Genomic DNA, 18,528 nt, shown 5'->3' on the forward strand with positions numbered 1-18,528 from the left:
GGGGAGCGATCCCGTGCGCCTGGTCGAAACCCGCGGCGAGGACGCCCGCGCCGCCCTCAAGACCTTCGCCGACGAGATCGCCCGCGGCCGCCGGCTGCAGACCCCGCCCGGCGCCCCGGTCCACGAGTTCGCCGCCGACCTGCCCGAGCACCCGGTCTTCGAGATCGTCCGAGAAGCGCCGGGCAGCCGGTAGGGCTCCTCACCGGATGCGTTCGCCAAAGGCGACCGCGGCCGGCCGCGGCAGGGGCCGCGCCGGGCGTCAGGAACGCCGGCGCAGCACGTAGCCCGCGTAGCCGTAGTCGCCGCCGTGGGCGCGCCGCAGGTCGATCTCGCGCTGCTGCGCCGCCCCGGCCCGCACCATGGCCTCGTCACCGGGGTCGATGGCGGCCACGCGCCGCTCCAGGACGGTGTAGTACTCGTCGAACCAGTCCCGGTCAGGCAGCAGGTAGACGGCCTCCACCGTGTAGCCGGCGGCGGTGGCCGCCGCGACGTTCTCGGCCGTGCTGCGCAGCGGGTACATCTCGTCCCAGAACTCGCGCGCCTGTGGTGCGGGCCGGTCGGTGGTCCACCCGCACTCGGTGACGACCAGGGCGCCGCCCGGCGCGAGCAGGCGCCGCCACTGCCGCAGCGCGCTGTCGAAGCCGATGTTGTACGCCGCCCCCTCCGACCACACCAGGTCGAAGGCCCCGTCGGGGTAGGCCAGGTCGTCGATGGAGCGGGCCTCGGTGCGGATCCGGTCGCCTATACCCGCCGACGCTGCGGCGTCGCGCAGTTCCCCGAGGAACGGTTCGTAGATGTCGACGGCCGTGATCTCGGCCGCGTCGGTCTCCTCGGCAAGCACGAGGGTCGCCGCCCCGCTGCCGCACCCGAGGTCGGCCACGCGGGGACGCGGGGGCAGCGGCCCGGCCAGGGACAGCAGGAGCCGCGTAGTCTCCGCGGATCCCGGCCCGTGGTGCCGCATGCCGTGGTGGAGGCGCAGCGACGCCTGCAGGAACGGGTCGTCGATGTCGGTGAGGTCCATGGTCACTGTTTCCAGTCATACTCGCGGTGCTGTGCGCACCGGTTCGGGCGAACGGGAGGACCGCGGCGGCGGGCACTGCGCCCGTGCCGCGGCATACCTGGATCCGCGGACCTCGTGCTCTGCCGCCCCCGGAGAAGATCCGCCAGGGAGCGTGCGAAGATGCGCGACCTCAGCCGAGGCGGCGCGCGAGAGTGCGGGGTCGCGGACGGCGAACGGCAATCACCGCGACGGTCGACATGGGACCTCACCTGCCTCACTGAGCCGGACTGATGCGTGCGAGGCGACGTTAGCACTGTGCCCCGGAACCGTGAAGCGATTTCCGCCGCGCACACAGTCGGACATCCACCGAGCCGCGACCGGCGTGCACCGGCGGGTCGTGCGTCGCCGCTTGATCCGGGGGCGAAGAGGGGTCCACGCGCGCCGGCTCCGCGTATGCTCGCGGTAACTGCCCGACGGACTGGCGGGGGGATCGCATGATCACCTGGCGGCGGATCGACTTCGACGACTTCGCGCTGCTGGGCACATGGCTCGCCCATCCGCACGTGGCGCGGTGGTGGAATCACGAGACCTCCGCTGAAGCCGTCGAGCGCGACTTCGGGCCGACAGCCCGCGGCGAGGAGCCCACCGAGGACTGGCTCGCCCTCCTCGACGGAGTTCCGCTGGGGTTGGTCCAGCGGTCGCGCCTGGCCGACTACCCCGAGGACCTCGCCGCTTTGTCCGCGATCGTGCCGGTGCCCGACGGTGCGATGAGCATCGACTACTTCATCGGTCCCCCGGACCGCGTGGGCCGCGGCATCGGCACCCGGATGATCGGCGGCTTCCTCGGCAAGCTCTGGCAGGAGTGCCCGGACGCCCCGGCCGTTCTCGTCCCTGTTGTCGCCGCCAACACCGCCTCGTGGCGTGCGCTGGAGAAGGCGGGGCTGCGCCGGGTCGCCAGCGGTGACCTGGAACCCGACAACCCGATCGACGAACCCCTCCACCACGTCTACCGGATCGACCGCCCGACCGGGGGCTGACCGCGGCCCCGCAGCTGCCGAGCCCGGCTCGTGTGTCCGGGACCGGGCGATGTACAGCACACTGCACAGCCCGAAAGCCACCGGTTGCGGCAGAATCGACCGCATCACAGGTCTACCTGATGGGGTGCGCCATGAACGTGGGGCGGTTGGCGAGGAGCTGGGGCGCCACTCGGTATCTGCTGGTGGCATTGCCGACGGGCTTGGCGGCGCTGGTGGCGCTGCCGCTGCTGACGGTACTCGTGCTGCTGCTGACCATCGGCGCCGGCTACGTGCTGCTGCCTCCCGCGTTGGAGCGTGTGCTGGCATGGGCCGAGTGGGAACGCGGGCGCGCCCGCACTGAGCTGGGGGCCGCGCCCGAGCCCGGGCTCCGCGGCCCGTCGCGCCTGCGCGATCAGGTGCGCGACCCGCAGACGCGGCGTGCACTGCTCGGATTGCTCGCGCACGCCGTACTGGGCACGTCGGCGGGCCTCGTCGGCCTCCTGGCGGCCGTGGGTGTCCCCGGCACCGTCGTCAAGCTGACGGCGTGGCGGGCGCTGTCGGTCGAGCCCGCGTTCCTCGGCATACCCGCGGAGACCTGGGGAATCGCGGTCGGCGGCGGGCTGGCGGAGCTGGCGGCGTTCTCGGCGCTGTTCCTGTGGGGCACCCCGGCGGTGGCGGGCGGCTACGCCCGGCTGCTGGACCGCCTGCTTTCGCCGTCGGCGGCCGAACTGCAGGCCGCCCGGCTCAGCGAACGCGTCGAGGAGCTGTCGCACACCCGCGCCGAGGCCCTCGATGCGCACGGCGCCGAGCTGCGGCGCATCGAGCGCGATCTGCACGACGGCACGCAGGCGCGGCTGGTGGAGCTGGCCATGCGCGCGGGCGTGGCCGAGCGGATGGTCGCCGACGACCCCGAGCGGGCCGCGGAACTGCTGGGCCAGATCCGGGGACGCGCCGAAGACGCGATGACCGAGCTGCGCGACGTGATCCGCACGATGTACCCGCCCATCCTGGCCGACCGCGGCCTGGAGGGCGCCGTCTCCGCACTGGCCGCGCGCTGCCCTCTCCCGACCCGTGCCGAGGTGGGCTCGCTGGGCGAGGTTCCGGCGTCGGTACAGGCCGCGGCCTACTACGTGGTGGCCGAGTCCCTCACCAACGCGGCCAAGCACGCGGCGGCGTCCTCGGTCGAGGTGCGCCTCGAACGGTCGGGGCCGACGCTGCGCGTGCAAACGATCGACGACGGGATCGGCGGCGCGGAGGACGCGGACTCCGCGGAGGGCACCGGACTCGGCGGGATGCGCCGCCGGGTGGCGGCCCTGGACGGAACGACGTCGGTCGTCAGCCCGGCAGGCGGGCCGACCGTGATCACTGTGGAGATACCGTGCGAGTCTTGATCGTCGAGGACAACACCATCCTCGCCGAGGGGTTGAAGCTGCTGCTGGACACCTCCGGCCACGAGGTGGTCGCGGTACTGGGCGACGCCGAGGGCCTCCTCGCCGCGGTCCATGCGCACGAGCCGGACGTGGTGATCGCCGACGTGCGGCTGCCGCCGGGCTACCGCGACGAGGGCCTGCGGGCGGCGATCGCGGCCCGCAGCGCGCGGCCCGGCCTGCCCGTGCTGGTGTTCTCGCAGTACGTGGAAGAGGTCTACGCCTCGGAGCTGTTCACGAACGGCGCGCGGGGCATCGGCTACCTGCTCAAGGACCGGGTGGCGCGCATCGAGGAGTTCACCGACGCCCTGACCCGCGTCGCCGGGGGCGGGACGGCCGTGGACCCGGAGGTCGTCAGCCAGTTGCTCAGCCGCAAGGAGCGCCCGCTGTCCCGGCTGACCGTGCGCGAGCGGGAGGTGCTGGCGCTCATGGCCGAGGGCTTGGGAAACACCGAGATCGCCGAGCGCCTGGTGGTCACCGAGGGCGCGGTGCACAAGCACATCGGCCGCATCTTCACCAAGCTCGACCTGGCCGCCGACGACGCCGGCCACCGGCGGGTGCGCGCGGTTCTGGCGCACCTGGGCGAATAGGCGGCACCCGCCCCCTGTCGGCGGGCTCGCCTAACGGCGGGCCACTACCGTGCGTGCCCGGCCGGTGGCATAGTCGTGGCGACGGCGGCGCGCCCGTGCCGCTGCGGGAAGGAGGGGGCGGCATGGCCATCGCCTACTGGGAGGGGCCCGGCGCCGAGAAGGCTTTCACGCACCCGGTCCCTCTCCAGTCGATCGCCGAGCACCTCGGGCCGCGGGCGCGCATCCTGGACCTCGGCTGCGGCTACGGCCGCGCGATGCGCGACCTCGCCCGCTGCGGGTACCGCAACACCGTCGGGTCCGATCCTTCGGCGGCGCTGATCGCCCGCGGCCGCCGCGAGTCGCCCGATCTGCGGCTGGAGCACGCGCCCCGCCTCCCGCTGGACCACCCCGACGGCGCCTTCGACGCGGTGCTGCTCATCTCGGTGCTGGCCGTCATCCCCGACGACGCGGAGCAGCGCCGCGTCGTCGCCGAGGCCGAGCGGCTGTGCGCACCGGGCGGGCTGGTCTTCCTGTGCGACAACCCGCTGCAGGACAGCGCGCGCTACCTGACGGCTTACGCCGAGTCGCCGCATCCGGTCCGCGGCGTCTTCGAGACCTCCGACGGCGGCGTGTTCCGCCACCACGACCCCCGCCGCCTGGCCACGCTGTTCGCCCGTTTCGACCTCGTCGACGCCGCGGAGACGGAATCGTCCAGCCTGACCGGCCACCCCATGCGCGCCCTGCGGTGGGTACTCCGCCGACCGCGCTCGGGTGCCTGACGCCCCGCTTGCCCGGCAGCGCGGGGGTTCAGCCGATGTGGGAGGCGGACGGGTCGGGGTACCAGCGCTGGGCCCACTCCCGGACCGCGTCGAGGACCGGTTCGAGGGCGCGGCCCTTGTCGGTGAGGTGGTACTCGACCTGTGGCGGGGCGGTGGACAGCACCTCGCGGGCGACGATCCCCTCGGTTTCCAGGGAGCGCAGCCGCTGGGCGAGCATGGTGTCGCTCAGGCCGGGCACGGACTCCCGGATCTGGGAGTAGTGCAGCCGTCCGGTCAGCAGGACGCGCAGGATCGCCCCGGTCCAGCGGGCCCCGATGAGTTCGATGGCGGCGTGGAAGCGCGCGCAGACGCGTTGCGGTTCTACCGCGGCACCGGAGGTGCGTCGCGCGGCGGACGCGGTGCGGGTCGGTGCTGCGGCCGCGGCCCCGGCGGTCAGCACATGGTCGGGCACTTTCGTCTGCTCCTCCCCGTCGAGCGACCGGTCGGCACGTGGGCCCGGGTTGCGGAGCCGCGGAGTGAGGCGGCGTCCGCTGCTTGACCGAATCGGCCGGATACCGGCGCCACACGCCATCGGACCGGTGGCCCACCCAAGGTAGCCCACCGGTCCGACGCGTCCGCAGGCGGCCTCGCCGCCGATACGTCAGGGCTCCTTCGCGGCCTCGTCGCTGCGGCCCGCGCCCGCGTGCTCGGAATCGTCGGGCGTGTGCCGCTCCGCGGATTCACCGGACCGCGGGGCCTTCGCGGAGTCGGCTTCCCCGGTCGTCCCACCGCGGCGCATTTCGACCGCGCGGGCCAGTCCGCTCTTCACGGCCGGACCGACGGCCGGGACACACAGCAGCACGACCATCACGCCCAGCAGGATCAGCGACGGCGTGCGCTGCAGGAACACCTCCATGCCGCCGTCGAGCAGCAGCGTCTGGCGCAGCGTCTGCTCGGCGATGGGCCCCAGCACCAGCGCGATCACCGTCGCCGCGGGCGTCAGGCCGTACATCCGCATGAAGAACCCCAGCACACCGCAGGCGAACATGATGCCCACCTCGACGACGCTGCCGTTGACGGCGAACGCCCCGAACGCGCACAGGATGATGACGATCGGCCCCAGCGTGCGGAACGGCGTCTTGGTGACGGTGGCGAACAGCGGGATCGCGAACACGCTCACCAGCAGCAGCATCACGTTGCCCAGGTACATGCTGGAGATCAGTCCCCAGGCGAACTCCGGCTCCTGGGTCATCAGCAGCGGGCCCGGCTGCAGGCCCCACATCAGGAAGCCGCCCAGCAGCACGGCGGTGGAGGCCGAACCGGGGATTCCCAGGGTCAGCAGCGGGACCATCGCGCCGGTCGCCGCGGCGTTGTTCGCCGTCTCCGGGGCGGCCAGGCCCTCGGCGGCGCCCTTGCCGAAACGCTCGGGGCGCTTGGACAGACCCTTCTCGATGCTGTAGGCGATGAGCGAGGAGACGGTGGCGCCGGCGCCGGGGATCACACCGAGCACGAACCCCAGCGGCGTGTTGCGCGCGATGGGGCCGCGCACCAGGCGCCACTCCTCCCTGCTGGGCCAGAAGGCGCTGGAGCGCCGGTCCAGCCGGATCGGCGACGCGCCCCCGCGGTGCCCGCCGCGGTAGAGCGTCCACAGGATCTCCCCGAGTCCGAACAGGCCGATGGCCACGGGGATGAAGTCGATCCCGTTGATCAGCTCCGTGGAGCCGAAGGTGTAGCGCTGCGTGCCGCCGCCGACGTCGATGCCCACGGTGCCGATGGCGAAGCCGATCAGCACCGAGACCAGCCCGCGCAGCCAGTTGCGGCCCACCAGGACGACGAGGGTGAGCAGCCCGATGACCACCAGCAGGAAGATCTCGGGCGGGCCGAACGACGCGGCCACCCCCGCCATCACCGGCGCCGTGATGCTCAGCAGCACGACCGCGACCGTGCCCGCGCAGAACGACGCCACAGCCGCGATGACCAGCGCCGGACCGGCGCGCCCCTGCTGGGCCATGGGGTGGCCCTCCAGGATGGTGGCCACCCCGGCCGAGTCTCCGGGGGTGTTGATCAGCACCGCCGTGATCGTGTTGCCGTACATAGCGCCGTAGTAGACGGCGGCGAGCATGACGATCGCCGTGGTGGGCTCCAGGCCGAAGGTCAGCGGGAGCAGGATCGCCAGCCCCGCCGAGGCGCCCAGGCCGGGGATGGCACCGACGAACATGCCCACGAGCACGCCGATGCACAAGAAGAGGAGGGTGGTGGGCGAGAGCACCCCGATGATGCCGTTCACCAGGTTGGTGAAGATGTCCATACTGGGCTCCGAGGATCTGCGGTCTCGGCTTTTCGAAAGGGCGCTCTAGTAGAGCGGGAGGATGCCGGGTGGCAGTTGCGCGTTGAGGAGGAAGACGAACACCGCGTACAGCGCCACCGGGAAGGCGGCCCCGATCAGCACGGAACGCACCGGGTGCGACCGGTCGCACACCAGCAGGGACGCGATGAGCGCGACCGAACCGGTGACCACGGCGCCGACCGGCACCATCACGGTGACGAAGACCGCGAGGATCGCGCACAGCGCCAGGACCGCCCACGGGTGGCGCCGCGTTTCGTCGGCGCCGGTGGCCTGGTCGTCGGCGGATGCGGTCTGCGTAGCGGACGGGGACGCGCTACCGGCCTCCCGTTCGGCGGTGTCGGCCTCCGGCGGTCCGGCTTCGGCCGCCGCCTGCGCCCGGTCGGCGGCCGCCCGCCGGTCGGCGCGCAGACTCTGCACGACGCACAGCCCGACCGCCGCCACTCCCAGCACTCCGATGATCCGGGGGAAGAGCCCGGGTCCGACGCGGCCGGCCATCGTCTGCCACTCCATGCCGAAGGCCATGACGGTGTAACCCAGCAGCAGCGCCCCCAGCACAAGGTAGAAGGCGGACTGCCCTGACACCGGCGACCGGCGCCGCCCGGCGGCGGCGCCGGCCCCCGTTCCGGGGGTTCCGGCGCCGCCGGTCGCGGGCTCATGGCCGCCCGGCTCGCGCCGGCCGTCCCCGGCGTGTCCGGCGCCGCCCGGTTCCCGCTCGGCGGATGCACGCTGGAACGGCAGCCGCACCCGCGACGTCGGCGTCTTCGCCATCAGATGGCCCCCTGCGCCTTCAGCTTCTCCTCGAACTGCGTGGCGGTGTCCTCCAGGTAGGTGCTGAAGTCGTCACCCCAGCGGACGTTCGCGGTGAGGTGGTTCTTGTCCAGGTACTCCTGCCAGGCGTCGGTCTTGACCACCTTCTTCATGGTCTTGATCCACCACTCGCGGGCGTAGTCGGGAGCCTCGGGCGGCAGGATCAGCCCGCGCGGCATGGAGACCAGCCCCTCGTAGCCCTTCTCCTTGCCGGTGGGCACGTCGGGCAGCGCCTTCATGGGCTCCTGGCCGGTGAACAGCAGCGGGTGCACGTCGCCGCTCTCGACCTGGCCCATGATGGAGCCCGGGTTGGAGACCATCGCGTCGAGCGAGCCCGATGACAGCGCCGTCTGCAGCTGCCCCTCCTCGTTGAAGGGGATGTACTCGATCTCGTAGCCGGCCTGTTCGGCCAGGGCGGCGTGGATGATGAAGTCGACGTTGACCGTGCCGATGCCGCCGACCGAGACCTTTCCCTCCTCCTTGGCGTGGGCGACCCAGTCCTCCCAGTTCGCCAGGTCGCTCGAACCGGGGGTGACGAACAGCATGTCGTCGGTGGCGAACAGCCCGATGTGGGTGAAGTCGTCGTAGGTCCAGCCGGTGTCGGCCTGCAGCGGGGTGGTGATGAACGACCCGGAGGTGGTCGAGATGACGTAGGGGTCGCCGGAGTTGCTGAGCAGGTGGCCCCACCCCTTGGCCCCGCTGCCGCCCTCGCGGTTCTCCACCACGATGTCGGAGGGGTAGAGGTTCTCCTCGTTGAGGATCTCGACGATGGTGCGGGACATGATGTCGTTGCCGCCGCCGGGCCCGAAGGCGACCGTCCAGTCCAGTTCCTTGCTGGGGTAGTTGTCGGGGTTCTCCTGGGCCGCGGTGCCCGCGCCGCAGGCGGTGACGGTGGCCAGCACTGTGGTGGCCGAGGCGAGTAGGAGTGCTGTCTTCTTCATCGGCATGGCGGTGCCTCCTTGCCGGCACGGTGCGCTGTCATGGGGGTCTGGGACAGTGGTCCGCGTGGGACGGGTGCCGTCGCAGGGACGGGGCTTGGGGGGTACGGGCCGGTGCCCGCCCCGCCGGTACTCGGGCCGGCCGCGCCGCGGCAGAGGCGCGCCGGCGTCAGGACCAGGTGAACTCGGGCGCGCGCTTCTCCAGGAAGGCGCGCACGCCCTCGGCGTAGTCCTCGGTGTCGAAGGACGCGTTGCGCAGCTCGGTGGTCTCGGCGTCGTCGCGGCGCTGGCCGGCCACGATGCGGCGGACGATGTCCTTCGCCGCGCGGACGCTGTACTGGGCCCGCCCGCTGACCAGCTCGGCGAAGCCGTAGACCTCCTCGGCCAGGTCGCCGGGCTCGGTGACCGCGTCGGCGAGCCCGGTGCGCAGCGCGTGCTGGGCGTCGACGCGTTCGCCGGAGAACAGGATCCACTTGGCCTGGGCGGGCCCCACCAGGTCGACCAACCGCCGCGTGGACTCCAGGCTGTAGACGAGGCCGAGCTTGGAAGGCGTGATGGCGAACTGCGCGGCGGTGTCGCAGAACCGCAGGTCGCAGGCGAGCGCGAGGCCGCAGCCGCCGCCTACGCAGTAACCGTGCACCATGGCCGCGGTCGGCTTGGCCATGCCCTCCAGCGCCTGCTCGGCGGCGGCGACCTGCTCGTTGTAGGAGCGGGCGCTCTCGGCGTCGGCGCGGACTTCGCGGAACTCGCTGATGTCGGCGCCGGCGGCGAACGCCTTGGTGCCGGCGCCGCGCACCACCAGCACCTTGACGCGGGGGTCGTCGTCGATGCCGCGCAGCAGCCCGGGCAGTTCGCGGTACATCTCCAGCCGGATGGCGTTGCGGCTGTCGGGCCGGTCGAGGGTGAGCGTCGCGACCGCGCCGGAGTACTCGACCTTCAGGTCGTCGGACATGGGCTGCCTACCTTCCCTGCATGTCGGGGTGCTCGTCGAAGGCCACGCTGTCGGCGTAGAGCGCCTCGATCTCGTCCTCGGTGAGGCCGGCGTCGGCGAGGACGTCTGTGGTGTGCTGGCCCAGCCAGGGGGCGGGGCCCTGGATGTCGAACTCCAGGGAGCTGAACTTGGCGGGCGGCGCGATGGTCTGCATCGGCCCGATGATGGGATGCTCGACGTTGCCGATCATCCCGCGAGCGAGGATGTGCGGGTCGGCCAGTGCTTCGGCGTAGGTGAGCACGGGCCCGCCGGGCACGCCGGCGCGGTCGAGGATCTTGATCCACTCGGCGGTGGTGCGGGTGGCGGTGACCTCCTCGATCTCCTCCTGGAGCTCGTCGATGTGCTCCATGCGCGCCGTGAGGGTCGCGAAGCGCTCGTCCTCCAGCCAGTGCGGCCGCTCCAGTCCGTCGACGACGAGCCGGCGCCACAACCGGTCGTTGTTAGCTCCGATCGTCACATAGCCGTCCGCTGTGCGGTAGGCCTGGTAAGGCGTCGACCGGCGGTGACGGGTGCCGGTGGGCGCCGGCTCCTCGCCGCTGCCGAAGTAGGCGCCCGACTCCCACACGGTCCACGCCAGTCCGGCGTCGACGAGGGAGATGTCGATGTAGTCGCCCTCGCCCGTGGCCCGCCGGTTCAGTTCGGCGGCGAGGATCGAGTAGATCGCGGTGGCGCCGGCGGCGATGTCGTTGATGGCGATGCCGACCTTGGCGGGGCGGCCGTCGGGGTGGCCGGTCATGCGCAGGAACCCCACGGCGCCCTGCGCCATGATGTCGAAGCCCGGCCGGTCGCGGTAGGGGCCGGTCTGGCCGAATCCGCTGATGGAGCAGTAGAGCAGGGAGTCGTTGACCTCGCGCAGGGACTCGTGGTCGATGCCCAGGCGCTTGACCACGCCCGGCCGGAAGTTCTCGATGACCAGGTCGGCTCGGGCGGCCATGCGGTGGAACGCGGCACGGCCGCGCTCGTCCTTGAGGTCGAGGGAGACGCTGCGTTTGCTGCGGTTGGGCATACCGAAGGGGTAGCTCTCGCCGTTGACCTTGGGGGCCAGCCGGCGGGAGTCGTCACCTGTGCCGGGTTGCTCCACTTTGACGACGTCGGCCCCGAGCTCCGCAAGCACCATCGTGCAGTAGGGCCCGGAGAGGAAGCGGGTGAGATCGAGCACCCGGAATCCGTCGAGCGGCTTCATCCACGCACCTGATTTCCTGTCTTAACGCGCATCCCGTATAGTGGGATGCAATCCCGTATAACAGGAACGTACGATTGCTCACACGTTAACGTCAATGGGTTGGGCGAAATTGAGCGAGACGACGGAAGGCCGCGCCGCCGCCGGCGCGCAGGGCAACGGGGCCGCGAAGCCGGGCGTGCAGGCGATCGACCGCGCCGTGGCCATCCTGAAGTGCTTCAGTCCGCGCAGGCCGGAGATGGGCATCAGCGACCTCGCCCGCGCGACCGGGCTGTCCACCAGCACCACCCACCGCATCCTGGCGTCGATGCAGGCGAACGGGCTGGTGCGGCAGACCGCCCAGCGCCAGTACGCCTTGGGATCGCTGCTCGTGCAGCTCGCCCGCAGCGGGGCGTTTCCCACGACCCTGCGCGACGCCGCGATGGGCGCGATGCGGGAGCTGCGGGCGCTCACCGACGAGACCGTGGGGCTGCACGAACTGCTGCCGAGCAACGAACGCGCCGTCGTCGACCAGGTCGAGAGCCACCACGCGCTGCGGCGGACCTATACCGAGATGGGCGTGCCCATCCCGCTGGTCTACGGCGCACCGGGTAAGGCGTTGCTGGCGTTCCTGCCGCGCCAGGAGGCGGAGGCGCTGCTGGCCGGTCCGATCGAGGCGGTGACGCCGGCGACCGTCACCGACCCGGAACGCCTGCGCGCGGAACTCGAAGAGGCCCGCCGCGCCGGCTACGCCTGCTCGTACTCCGAGCGCACGCCCGGCATCCGCACCGTCGCCGCGCCCGTCTTCGACCACGAGTCCCGGGTGGTCGGCTGCATCAGCGTCAGCGGCCCCGAATCCCGGATGCCCGAGGAGCGCATGCACGAACTGGGCCCGCAGGCGCGGCGCACCGCGCGGACGGTGTCGGAGGTGCTGGGGTGTGCGCAGCCGTGAGGTGCTGCGGCGCCCTCAGCCGGGCGGGCGGCGTGCGCGCCGGTCGCGCGGAAACCCGCGGCCGAGCGGGACCGCGGCGGCGAGCCGCGCCTGACCCGCGCTGTCAACCTTCGCTGTCGGCGCCGCGGTCGGGCTGACGCTCGCCGCCGGTGAGGCGGTCGCGGGCGGCGATCTCCTCGCGGAGCAGGCGGACCTCGTCGGCCAGTTCGGCGACCTGGGCGCGCGTGGCGGCGGCGTTCTCCTGGTTCTCGTTGAACTTGTCGACGAACCAGGAGGCCAGCGTCGCGGTCACCACACCCAGCAGGGCGATCCCCGCGGTGAACAGCACGCCCGCCACCAGCCGGCCGCTCGCCGTCACCGGGTACAGATCGCCGTAACCCACGGTCGTCACCGTCGTGGCCGCCCACCACAGCGCCTGGGGGAACGTCTGGATGAGCGCGTCCGGCGCGCCGCGTTCGGCGTCCAGCACGGCCAGCGCAGCGCAGAACACCACGAGGAAGGCCGCGGCCGCCGCGTAGCGGGCGACGCTGGCGCGCAGGGTCGTCCCGGCTCGCTTGTTCACCAGGCTCAGCACCATGACGACCTGGACCAGCCGCAGCGATCGCAGCATCGGCAGGAGCAGCACGAACAGGTCGAACCAGTTCCGCTTGACGAACGCCCAGCGCCCGGGCGCCAGCCACACCCGGATCGCGTAGTCCGCCGCGAACAGCGCCCACACGACGGTCAGCACCGCCTCGCAGACGCCTTCCCACAGGGCGGGCAGGTCGGGATCGAGGATCGGCCAGGCGTAGGCGGCCAGGAAGACGACCGCGGCCGCCAGCATCGGCACCAATGTCCGTCTGCGCCACGTATCCAATGCCGCACCGCTGCGTGCGCTCGCCTCTTTCATCTGCTGTGCGCCTTTCGAGCCGTGTCGCGGGCGCGGCGGCACAGGCATCCGGGCTGTGCCGCGCGCCGAATCGACATCGGCAACGCTAACCAGGAGGGCTTCGGCGCTGCGCACGCGGGTGGGGTCTGACGCACCCGCCGCGCCCGGACGGGCCCGCGGGGCGCCGGAGCGGATCTCCGGCGCCCCGCGGCGGTCGGCGGGCTACTTGACCGCGCCGGCCGACAGTCCGGACACGAGGTGCCGCTGGACCAGCATGAACGCGACGATCACCGGCAGGGAGATCGTCAGGGACGCGGCCAGCAACTGGTTCCACAGGGTGTCGACCTGGCTGGTGTAGAGCTTGAGGCCGATGGACAGGGTCCGGGTCTCGGTGTCGGTCAGCACCGAGGCGAACAGCACCTCACCCCAGGCCGTGATGAAGGCGAACACGCCGACGGCGAGGATGCCGGGGCGGGCCACCGGCAGGATGACCCGCACGAGCGCGCCGATCCGGCTGGTGCCGTCGATCATCGCCGCCTCTTCCAACCCCTCGGGGATGGCCTGGATGTAGCCCGCCAGCATCCAGATCGAGAACGGCAGGGCGAAGGTCAGGTAGGTGATGATCAGCCCGGTGTAGGAGCCGGTGAGCTGGATGCCGAGGATCTCCTCCCCCTGCACGAAGATCAGGAACAGCGGGAGCAGGAAGAGGATGCCGGGGAACATCTGCGTCGACAGCACCGTCATGCTGAACACCCGCTTGCCGCGGAAGCGCAGCCGCGCCAGCGGGTACGCCGCCAGCACCGAGATGATCAGCGCCAGCACCGTCGCCGTGATCGTCACGACGAGGCTGTTGGTGAGGTAGCGGGCCAGCGGGATCGTCGACCACATGTCGACGTAGGGCTGGAAGGTGATGCGGTCGGGGAGCCAGGTGAACAGCCCCCGCACGTTCTCCAGGGGCTTCACCGACGTCACCACCAGCACATACAGCGGCAGCACGGTGAAGACGGTGAGGAACGCCAGGGTGATCCGGCGGAACCAGCGGAAACCGGTTGTCTCAGTCATTGCCACGCCCCTTGGGCAGCACCATCCGGACGTAGACCGCCGAAGCGATGATCAGCACGATCAGCAGCAGGACGCTCATCGCGGCCCCAAGCCCGAAGTTCCAGTTGACGAAGGAGTGCTCGTAGATCAGCGGCGAGATCAGCCGCGCCGCTTCCGGTGAGGTGTCCCCGAACAGCAGATAGGGGATGTTGAACTCGTTGAACGTCCACAGCCCCATGACCAGCAGGACCACGGCGTTGGCCGACCGCACCATGGGCAGGGTGATGCCGGTGAACCGCTTCCAGGTCGAGGCGCCGTCGATGGCGGCGGCCTCGTACATGTCCGCGGGGATGCTCTGCAGCGCGGCCAGCAGCATCAGGAACGCGAACGGCCACAGCCGCCAGATCGAGACGATCACCAGCACCCAGAACGAGTTCCCGCCGATCAGCCAGAACGGGCGGTCGTCCAGCAGACCGAGGTCCTCGACCAGCAGCCGGTTGATCATCCCGTCGCGCTGGTTGAACATGAACGCCCAGATGATCGCGGCGACGTAGACCGGCAGCGCGTAGGGCACCAGGAACAGCGTGCGCAGCACCCCGCGTCCGCGGAAGCGGGAGTTGAGCGCGACCGCCGCAGCCATGCCCAGCGCCCACGACAGACCCACCACCAGCGCGGTGTAGAGGACCGTGCGGAACAGGCTCTCGAACAGGGCGCCGCCGAGCGAGCCGCTGGGGTCGAGTCCCCGGATGAAGTTCTCCAGCCCCACGAACGGCGCCGACGTCCAGTTGCGGATCGTGAGCTGTGTCAGGGACAGGAACGCGATGTAGATCCCCAGCAGCATGGGGATGATGTGGATCAGCAGCTCCATCACGGCCGCCGGCAGCACCATGCCGTAGGGCAGGAACGACGAGCGTGGCCGTCGCCGCTTTCGGGCGGAGCCGCGTCCGGAGTCGGCCTTCGGGGCCTCCTCCTCGGCGCGGGACCGCGGTTGTTCGGTAGTCGACATCAAGGGCCTCCATCGAACGGCCGCCCCGCCTCAGCGGGCGGGGCGGCCGGCGAGATGCACTGACCTGGTTCGCGGCTAGTTGGCGGCGTCCATCTGCGTCTCGGCCTCTTCCATGGCCGCGCGGATGTCGTCCTCGGTGATCTCGCTACCGGTCGCCGCGTCGGAGTACAGCCCGGCGATCTGCTCGCCCAGCACGGTCTCCATCTGCCCCTCTTCGGGGATGAGCGGCATCGGGGAGGCGTGCTCGGTCAGGATGGTGCGGAAGGTCTGCATGGAGTCCGTCTGCATGGCCTCGTCGTCGTAGGCCTTGGTGGCGACGGGCAGCGTCTGGAACTCCTGGGAGAGGTAGACCTGCTCCTCGGGGCTGGTCAGGTGCTCCACCAGCTGCAGCGCACCCTCCTTGTTCTCGGTGTCGTTGAAGACGCTGATGTTGATGCCGGCGGCGTGGCTCTGGATCGGCTTGCCCGGCAGCGGGTCCAGCATCGGGATCTGGGCGATCTCGTAGTTGTCGAAGTCGCGCGAGGCCAGCGTGGTGCGGGCGCTGCCCTGCATCATCATCATGGCCGCGCGCCCGTCGACGAAGTCGCCGATGGACTGGGTTCCGTCGCTGAACTCCGCGTTGCTGGTGTCGACGATGTTCTCCTGGGCCATCATGTCGACCCGCATCTTCACGGCGTCGATCACCTCCTGGGAGGTGAAGTTCGGGCCGTCGTTCCACAGCTGCCCGCCGTACTGCTGCGCCAGAACGTGGGCGAAGTGGGAGTTCTGCCGCTCGCTGCCGGCCTCCATCGTGAAGCCGTACTGGTCGGGCTCGCCGTCGCCGTCGGTGTCCTTGGTCAGCTCGTTGGCGGTGTCGATGAACTCCTCCCAGGTCGAGGGCGGCTCCTCGATGCCCGCCTCCTCGAACATGGTGGGGTTGTAGAACAGCGCGTAGGAGAGGCCGTAGAGCGGCACCGAAGTCGGCGCTTCGCCTTCGGCGCCGCCGGTGGCGAAGCTGGTCTCGACGAAGCGGCCCTGGCCGCCGACCGCCTCCAGGTCCGCGCCCTCGTAGGGCACGAACGCGCCGGTCTCCTGCAGGCTGGCCGCCCAGGTGTTGCCGATGTTGAGCACGTCGGGGCCGTCTCCGCTGCTGACCGCGGTGAGGATGCGGTTGTACAGCTCACTCCACGGGATGACCTCGAGTTCGACCTCGATGCCGGTCTCCTCGGTGAAGCGGTCCAGGGCGGGCTTGAGGACCTTCTTGTCCTCCTCGACGCTGGCCCCCTGGTTACTCGCCCAGTAGGTCAGCGTCTGGTCGCCGCCGCCGGACCCCTCGTCGGAGCCGCACGCGGTCAGTGCCGCGACGAGGCCGAGCGCGGTGGAGGCGGACAGTACTGCTTTGGCGGGAATCTTCACGACCAACTCCGTTTCTCTGGTCATGCGAGCCTGCCGTCGTCTTCGGCGGTGACAGGACCGATGGGGCCGTTTACCTGACTGCCGGCTGTCGCTGCGGTGGGATGGGGTTGGTGGGGCCGGTGCTATCGCGTACGCCGACGGCCACCGGAGCACCCAGAGGCAAGTAAACCGGCTTACCGCGTGAGTGTAGGAGAAATCACGCACGTACAGGAGAGGGGGTTATAGAGTCGTTACCCTGCAGATTCTCTGATCTGCAGCTCGCCGCCGAGTGTCGTCGACGCCGGAGCCTCCTGGCCCTTGAGCATGTCCAGCAGCAGGCGGGCGCCCGCACTACCCAGCGCGCGGTGCTTGCTGCGCACCGTCGTCAGCGGCGGCGACGTGAACGAGGCCAGCGCGATGTCGTCGAAGCCCGCCACGGCCATGTCGCCGGGGATGCTCAGACCGGCGTCGCCGAGGACCGAGTAGCCGCCGATGGCCATCAGGTCGCTGCCGTAGAAGATCGCCGTGGGGCGTTCGGGCAGAGCGAGAATGCGCTCGGTGGCCTGCGCGCCGCCCTCGATGGTGTAGCTGCCGTACTCCACCGGCCCCGGATCCACTCCCGCGTCGCGCGCCGCCTTCTCCCAGTGCCACCGGCGCTGGAGCGCGTGCAGCATCCCGGGGTCGCCCTGGACGTGGGCGATGCGGCGGTGGCCGCCGGCGACCAGATGGCGCACCAGCCCGCGTATGGCGTCCTCGGAGTCGTTGGTGATGGTCGGGAAGTCCGACGAGCCCTCGGGCGCCCCGACGACCACCGCCGGCGCGCCCAGGCGGCGCAGCATCGCCGGGCGCTCGTCGTCCACCCGCAGGTCGGTGACGAGGAAGCCGTCGACGAAGCGGTCGTTGAACAGCCGCTCGTAGGTGGCGGCCTCGGTGTGCGCATCGGGCACGAATCTGATCACCGTGGCGTGCTCCTCGCCGGAGAGCACCGACTCGATTCCGGAGAGGAACGAGGCGAAGAACGCGTCGAAGTCGAGAATCTCCGGCGGGCGGCGCACGACCAGGCCGATCGTGCCCAGCGGCTTGCCGTTGAGGGCGCGCGCGGCGTAGCTCGGGCTCCAGCCCAGCTCCACGGCGGCCTGGCGGATGCGCTCGCGGGTACCGGAGCTGACACCGGTCCCGTTGTTGAGCGCGCGGGACACCGCGCCCTTGGTCACCCCAGCACGCTTGGCGACGTCGCTGATCGTGGGGCGCTTGCGTCCCGTCCTTCCGGCCGTCATGGGGACAAATGGTAGTCCGCCCGCGCCCCCCGTCCGCTCGCGCGGCGGGTGCGCGGCGCAGGAGCGCAGGCCGGGAAGGCGGGGAAAGGTAGTGACGGAGGGGTATGAGCGGGCGCGGGGAGGGGCAGTGTCGGGGGCCGGACCCGATCCGCGGGGCGGTCGGCCACATTCGGCTCCGCGGCGGGCACGATGAGGAAGATGAGAGCGTCGACCGCCGACCGATGAGTCGCGGGCGCCACGGGAGTCTGCATTGGCGTTGGGGACGGCTGCGGCTTGCGGCCTTCGAGCCCTGTACCAGCTCGGTCCGGGGCCGGCGCCGAGGCCGGATCCGGCCCCGCAAACAGCGTCCACCGCATACGCCACTCCCACCCAACGGAAGGAACCCACCATGCAGCAGCCCGCCACCGACGCGAGCGAGTACGAACCGCGCCTCGTCTCGGCCCAGCCGTCCACCACCGCAGTCCTCCGGGCCACCGTCGAGCAGAAGGACCTGGCGAACTTCTTCGACCACTCGTTCGGCATGCTGGCACCGGCGATCGCGGCCCAGGGCGCGAACATCACCGGTCCCGCGTTCGGCCTGTACCACGGAAACTTCGAAGACCCGCTCGACATCGAGGTCGGCTTCCCTGTCGACCGCCAGGTGGAGCAGAAGGACGACGTCGCGGCGAGCACGCTGCCCGCCGGCCGCGTCGCCCGAATGACCCACGCGGGAGCCTTCGACGGCCTGCCCGCCTCGTGGAACCGGCTGCACAGGTGGGTCGAGGAGCAGGGCTTGACCGCGCGGTCGTTCCAGTGGGAGGTCTACGTAACCGAGCCGTCGCCGGACATGAACCCGGATGACCTGCGGGTGGAGTTGAACGTGCCGCTACTCGACTGAGCCGGACGGGGCCGGGGCGGCGATCGCCGTGCGGACCGGTCCGCGCCGGGAACGGTTCCGGGCGCGGTCGCCGCGGCGGATCGGCGCGCACCGGGCGCCGCACATCGATGGAAGGAAGCAT

General features: G+C 71.2%; 19 protein-coding genes. 7 read left to right on the forward strand and 12 right to left on the reverse strand.

The window, feature by feature from the left end; all coding sequences use genetic code 11:
- The first annotated feature begins 13 nt into the window (after positions 1-13).
- Positions 14-193 carry a hypothetical protein gene (locus tag EKD16_RS22105; protein ID WP_131101039.1) on the forward strand — a complete coding sequence of 60 codons (180 nt, stop codon included), beginning with the start codon at positions 14-16 and terminating at the stop codon, positions 191-193.
- A 66-nt stretch (positions 194-259) separates the two neighbouring features.
- Here the strand turns inward: EKD16_RS22105 and EKD16_RS22110 are convergent, their stop codons facing one another.
- Positions 260-1,021 (reverse strand): class I SAM-dependent methyltransferase, encoded by a 762-nt coding sequence (locus EKD16_RS22110; RefSeq protein ID WP_242677114.1) that lies wholly within the window; start codon positions 1,019-1,021, stop codon positions 260-262.
- 473 nt (positions 1,022-1,494) lie between these two features.
- Between EKD16_RS22110 and EKD16_RS22115 the strand changes: the two genes are divergently transcribed.
- The 4 genes from EKD16_RS22115 (at position 1,495) to EKD16_RS22130 (ending at position 4,791) form a co-directional block, all read left to right on the forward strand.
- Complete coding sequence (locus tag EKD16_RS22115) at positions 1,495-2,037, forward strand: GNAT family N-acetyltransferase (protein ID WP_131101044.1); 543 nt, start codon at positions 1,495-1,497, stop codon at positions 2,035-2,037.
- A 182-nt stretch (positions 2,038-2,219) separates the two neighbouring features.
- A complete protein-coding gene (locus EKD16_RS22120; RefSeq protein ID WP_242677115.1) occupies positions 2,220-3,407 on the forward strand; it encodes a sensor histidine kinase in 1,188 nt (395 codons plus the stop codon).
- Entirely contained in the window at positions 3,395-4,033 is a 639-nt protein-coding gene (locus EKD16_RS22125; RefSeq protein WP_131101048.1) for a response regulator, read from the forward strand. Before EKD16_RS22120 ends, EKD16_RS22125 begins: the two co-directional genes overlap by 13 nt.
- A 122-nt stretch (positions 4,034-4,155) precedes the next feature.
- Positions 4,156-4,791 carry a class I SAM-dependent methyltransferase gene (locus EKD16_RS22130; RefSeq protein ID WP_131101050.1) on the forward strand — a complete coding sequence of 212 codons (636 nt, stop codon included), beginning with the start codon at positions 4,156-4,158 and terminating at the stop codon, positions 4,789-4,791.
- 28 nt (positions 4,792-4,819) lie between these two features.
- Here the strand turns inward: EKD16_RS22130 and EKD16_RS22135 are convergent, their stop codons facing one another.
- The 6 genes from EKD16_RS22135 to EKD16_RS22160 all read right to left on the reverse strand — a co-directional run bounded on the left by EKD16_RS22135 (position 4,820) and on the right by EKD16_RS22160 (position 11,036).
- Positions 4,820-5,242, reverse strand: coding sequence for a winged helix-turn-helix transcriptional regulator (locus EKD16_RS22135; RefSeq protein ID WP_207391376.1), 423 nt, complete (start codon positions 5,240-5,242; stop codon positions 4,820-4,822).
- Between the two features lie 189 nt (positions 5,243-5,431).
- Complete coding sequence (locus tag EKD16_RS22140) at positions 5,432-7,078, reverse strand: tripartite tricarboxylate transporter permease (RefSeq protein WP_165498636.1); 1,647 nt, start codon at positions 7,076-7,078, stop codon at positions 5,432-5,434.
- Between the two features lie 45 nt (positions 7,079-7,123).
- Entirely contained in the window at positions 7,124-7,885 is a 762-nt protein-coding gene (locus EKD16_RS22145) for a tripartite tricarboxylate transporter TctB family protein (RefSeq protein ID WP_131101054.1), read from the reverse strand.
- Positions 7,885-8,871: a Bug family tripartite tricarboxylate transporter substrate binding protein gene (locus EKD16_RS22150; RefSeq protein WP_242677116.1), complete on the reverse strand. Its 987-nt coding sequence runs from the start codon at positions 8,869-8,871 to the stop codon at positions 7,885-7,887. The genes EKD16_RS22145 and EKD16_RS22150 overlap by 1 nt, the downstream gene beginning before the upstream one ends.
- Before the next feature lie 160 nt (positions 8,872-9,031).
- Positions 9,032-9,814, reverse strand: coding sequence for an enoyl-CoA hydratase-related protein (locus EKD16_RS22155; RefSeq protein ID WP_131101058.1), 783 nt, complete (start codon positions 9,812-9,814; stop codon positions 9,032-9,034).
- Between the two features lie 7 nt (positions 9,815-9,821).
- A complete protein-coding gene (locus EKD16_RS22160; protein WP_131101060.1) occupies positions 9,822-11,036 on the reverse strand; it encodes a CaiB/BaiF CoA transferase family protein in 1,215 nt (404 codons plus the stop codon).
- A gap of 109 nt (positions 11,037-11,145) precedes the next feature.
- Here EKD16_RS22160 and EKD16_RS22165 point away from each other — a divergent pair, with 109 nt between their 5' ends.
- A complete protein-coding gene (locus EKD16_RS22165; protein ID WP_242677117.1) occupies positions 11,146-11,964 on the forward strand; it encodes an IclR family transcriptional regulator in 819 nt (272 codons plus the stop codon).
- 103 nt (positions 11,965-12,067) lie between these two features.
- Here EKD16_RS22165 and EKD16_RS22170 read toward each other — a convergent pair whose 3' ends face one another.
- The 5 genes from EKD16_RS22170 to EKD16_RS22190 all read right to left on the reverse strand — a co-directional run bounded on the left by EKD16_RS22170 (position 12,068) and on the right by EKD16_RS22190 (position 17,530).
- Complete coding sequence (locus EKD16_RS22170) at positions 12,068-12,787, reverse strand: potassium channel family protein (protein ID WP_207391377.1); 720 nt, start codon at positions 12,785-12,787, stop codon at positions 12,068-12,070.
- Between the two features lie 267 nt (positions 12,788-13,054).
- On the reverse strand, positions 13,055-13,894 hold the full coding sequence (locus EKD16_RS22175) for a carbohydrate ABC transporter permease (protein ID WP_131101066.1): 840 nt from the start codon (positions 13,892-13,894) through the stop codon (positions 13,055-13,057).
- On the reverse strand, positions 13,887-14,879 hold the full coding sequence (locus tag EKD16_RS22180) for a carbohydrate ABC transporter permease (protein WP_131101068.1): 993 nt from the start codon (positions 14,877-14,879) through the stop codon (positions 13,887-13,889). Before EKD16_RS22180 ends, EKD16_RS22175 begins: the two co-directional genes overlap by 8 nt.
- A gap of 75 nt (positions 14,880-14,954) precedes the next feature.
- Complete coding sequence (locus tag EKD16_RS22185; protein WP_242677118.1) at positions 14,955-16,298, reverse strand: extracellular solute-binding protein; 1,344 nt, start codon at positions 16,296-16,298, stop codon at positions 14,955-14,957.
- A 206-nt stretch (positions 16,299-16,504) separates the two neighbouring features.
- On the reverse strand, positions 16,505-17,530 hold the full coding sequence (locus tag EKD16_RS22190) for a LacI family DNA-binding transcriptional regulator (RefSeq protein WP_131101070.1): 1,026 nt from the start codon (positions 17,528-17,530) through the stop codon (positions 16,505-16,507).
- A 388-nt stretch (positions 17,531-17,918) separates the two neighbouring features.
- Here EKD16_RS22190 and EKD16_RS22195 point away from each other — a divergent pair, with 388 nt between their 5' ends.
- Positions 17,919-18,407 (forward strand): GyrI-like domain-containing protein, encoded by a 489-nt coding sequence (locus EKD16_RS22195; protein WP_131101072.1) that lies wholly within the window; start codon positions 17,919-17,921, stop codon positions 18,405-18,407.
- Positions 18,408-18,528 lie beyond the last annotated feature (121 nt).

The organism is Streptomonospora litoralis, assembly GCF_004323735.1.
Classification (GTDB): Bacteria; Actinomycetota; Actinomycetes; order Streptosporangiales; family Streptosporangiaceae; genus Streptomonospora; species Streptomonospora litoralis.

Coding starts and splice junctions, on each gene's coding strand:
- EKD16_RS22170 (WP_207391377.1), bottom strand. CDS start 12,787: ATGCTGGCGGCCGCGGTCGTCTTCCTGGCCGCCTACGCCTGGCCGATC.
- EKD16_RS22140 (WP_165498636.1), bottom strand. CDS start 7,078: ATGGACATCTTCACCAACCTGGTGAACGGCATCATCGGGGTGCTCTCG.
- EKD16_RS22185 (WP_242677118.1), bottom strand. CDS start 16,298: ATGACCAGAGAAACGGAGTTGGTCGTGAAGATTCCCGCCAAAGCAGTA.
- EKD16_RS22145 (WP_131101054.1), bottom strand. CDS start 7,885: ATGGCGAAGACGCCGACGTCGCGGGTGCGGCTGCCGTTCCAGCGTGCA.
- EKD16_RS22130 (WP_131101050.1), top strand. CDS start 4,156: ATGGCCATCGCCTACTGGGAGGGGCCCGGCGCCGAGAAGGCTTTCACG.
- EKD16_RS22150 (WP_242677116.1), bottom strand. CDS start 8,871: ATGCCGATGAAGAAGACAGCACTCCTACTCGCCTCGGCCACCACAGTG.
- EKD16_RS22115 (WP_131101044.1), top strand. CDS start 1,495: ATGATCACCTGGCGGCGGATCGACTTCGACGACTTCGCGCTGCTGGGC.
- EKD16_RS22155 (WP_131101058.1), bottom strand. CDS start 9,814: ATGTCCGACGACCTGAAGGTCGAGTACTCCGGCGCGGTCGCGACGCTC.
- EKD16_RS22175 (WP_131101066.1), bottom strand. CDS start 13,894: ATGACTGAGACAACCGGTTTCCGCTGGTTCCGCCGGATCACCCTGGCG.
- EKD16_RS22160 (WP_131101060.1), bottom strand. CDS start 11,036: ATGAAGCCGCTCGACGGATTCCGGGTGCTCGATCTCACCCGCTTCCTC.
- EKD16_RS22195 (WP_131101072.1), top strand. CDS start 17,919: ATGCAGCAGCCCGCCACCGACGCGAGCGAGTACGAACCGCGCCTCGTC.
- EKD16_RS22180 (WP_131101068.1), bottom strand. CDS start 14,879: ATGTCGACTACCGAACAACCGCGGTCCCGCGCCGAGGAGGAGGCCCCG.
- EKD16_RS22190 (WP_131101070.1), bottom strand. CDS start 17,530: ATGACGGCCGGAAGGACGGGACGCAAGCGCCCCACGATCAGCGACGTC.
- EKD16_RS22110 (WP_242677114.1), bottom strand. CDS start 1,021: ATGGACCTCACCGACATCGACGACCCGTTCCTGCAGGCGTCGCTGCGC.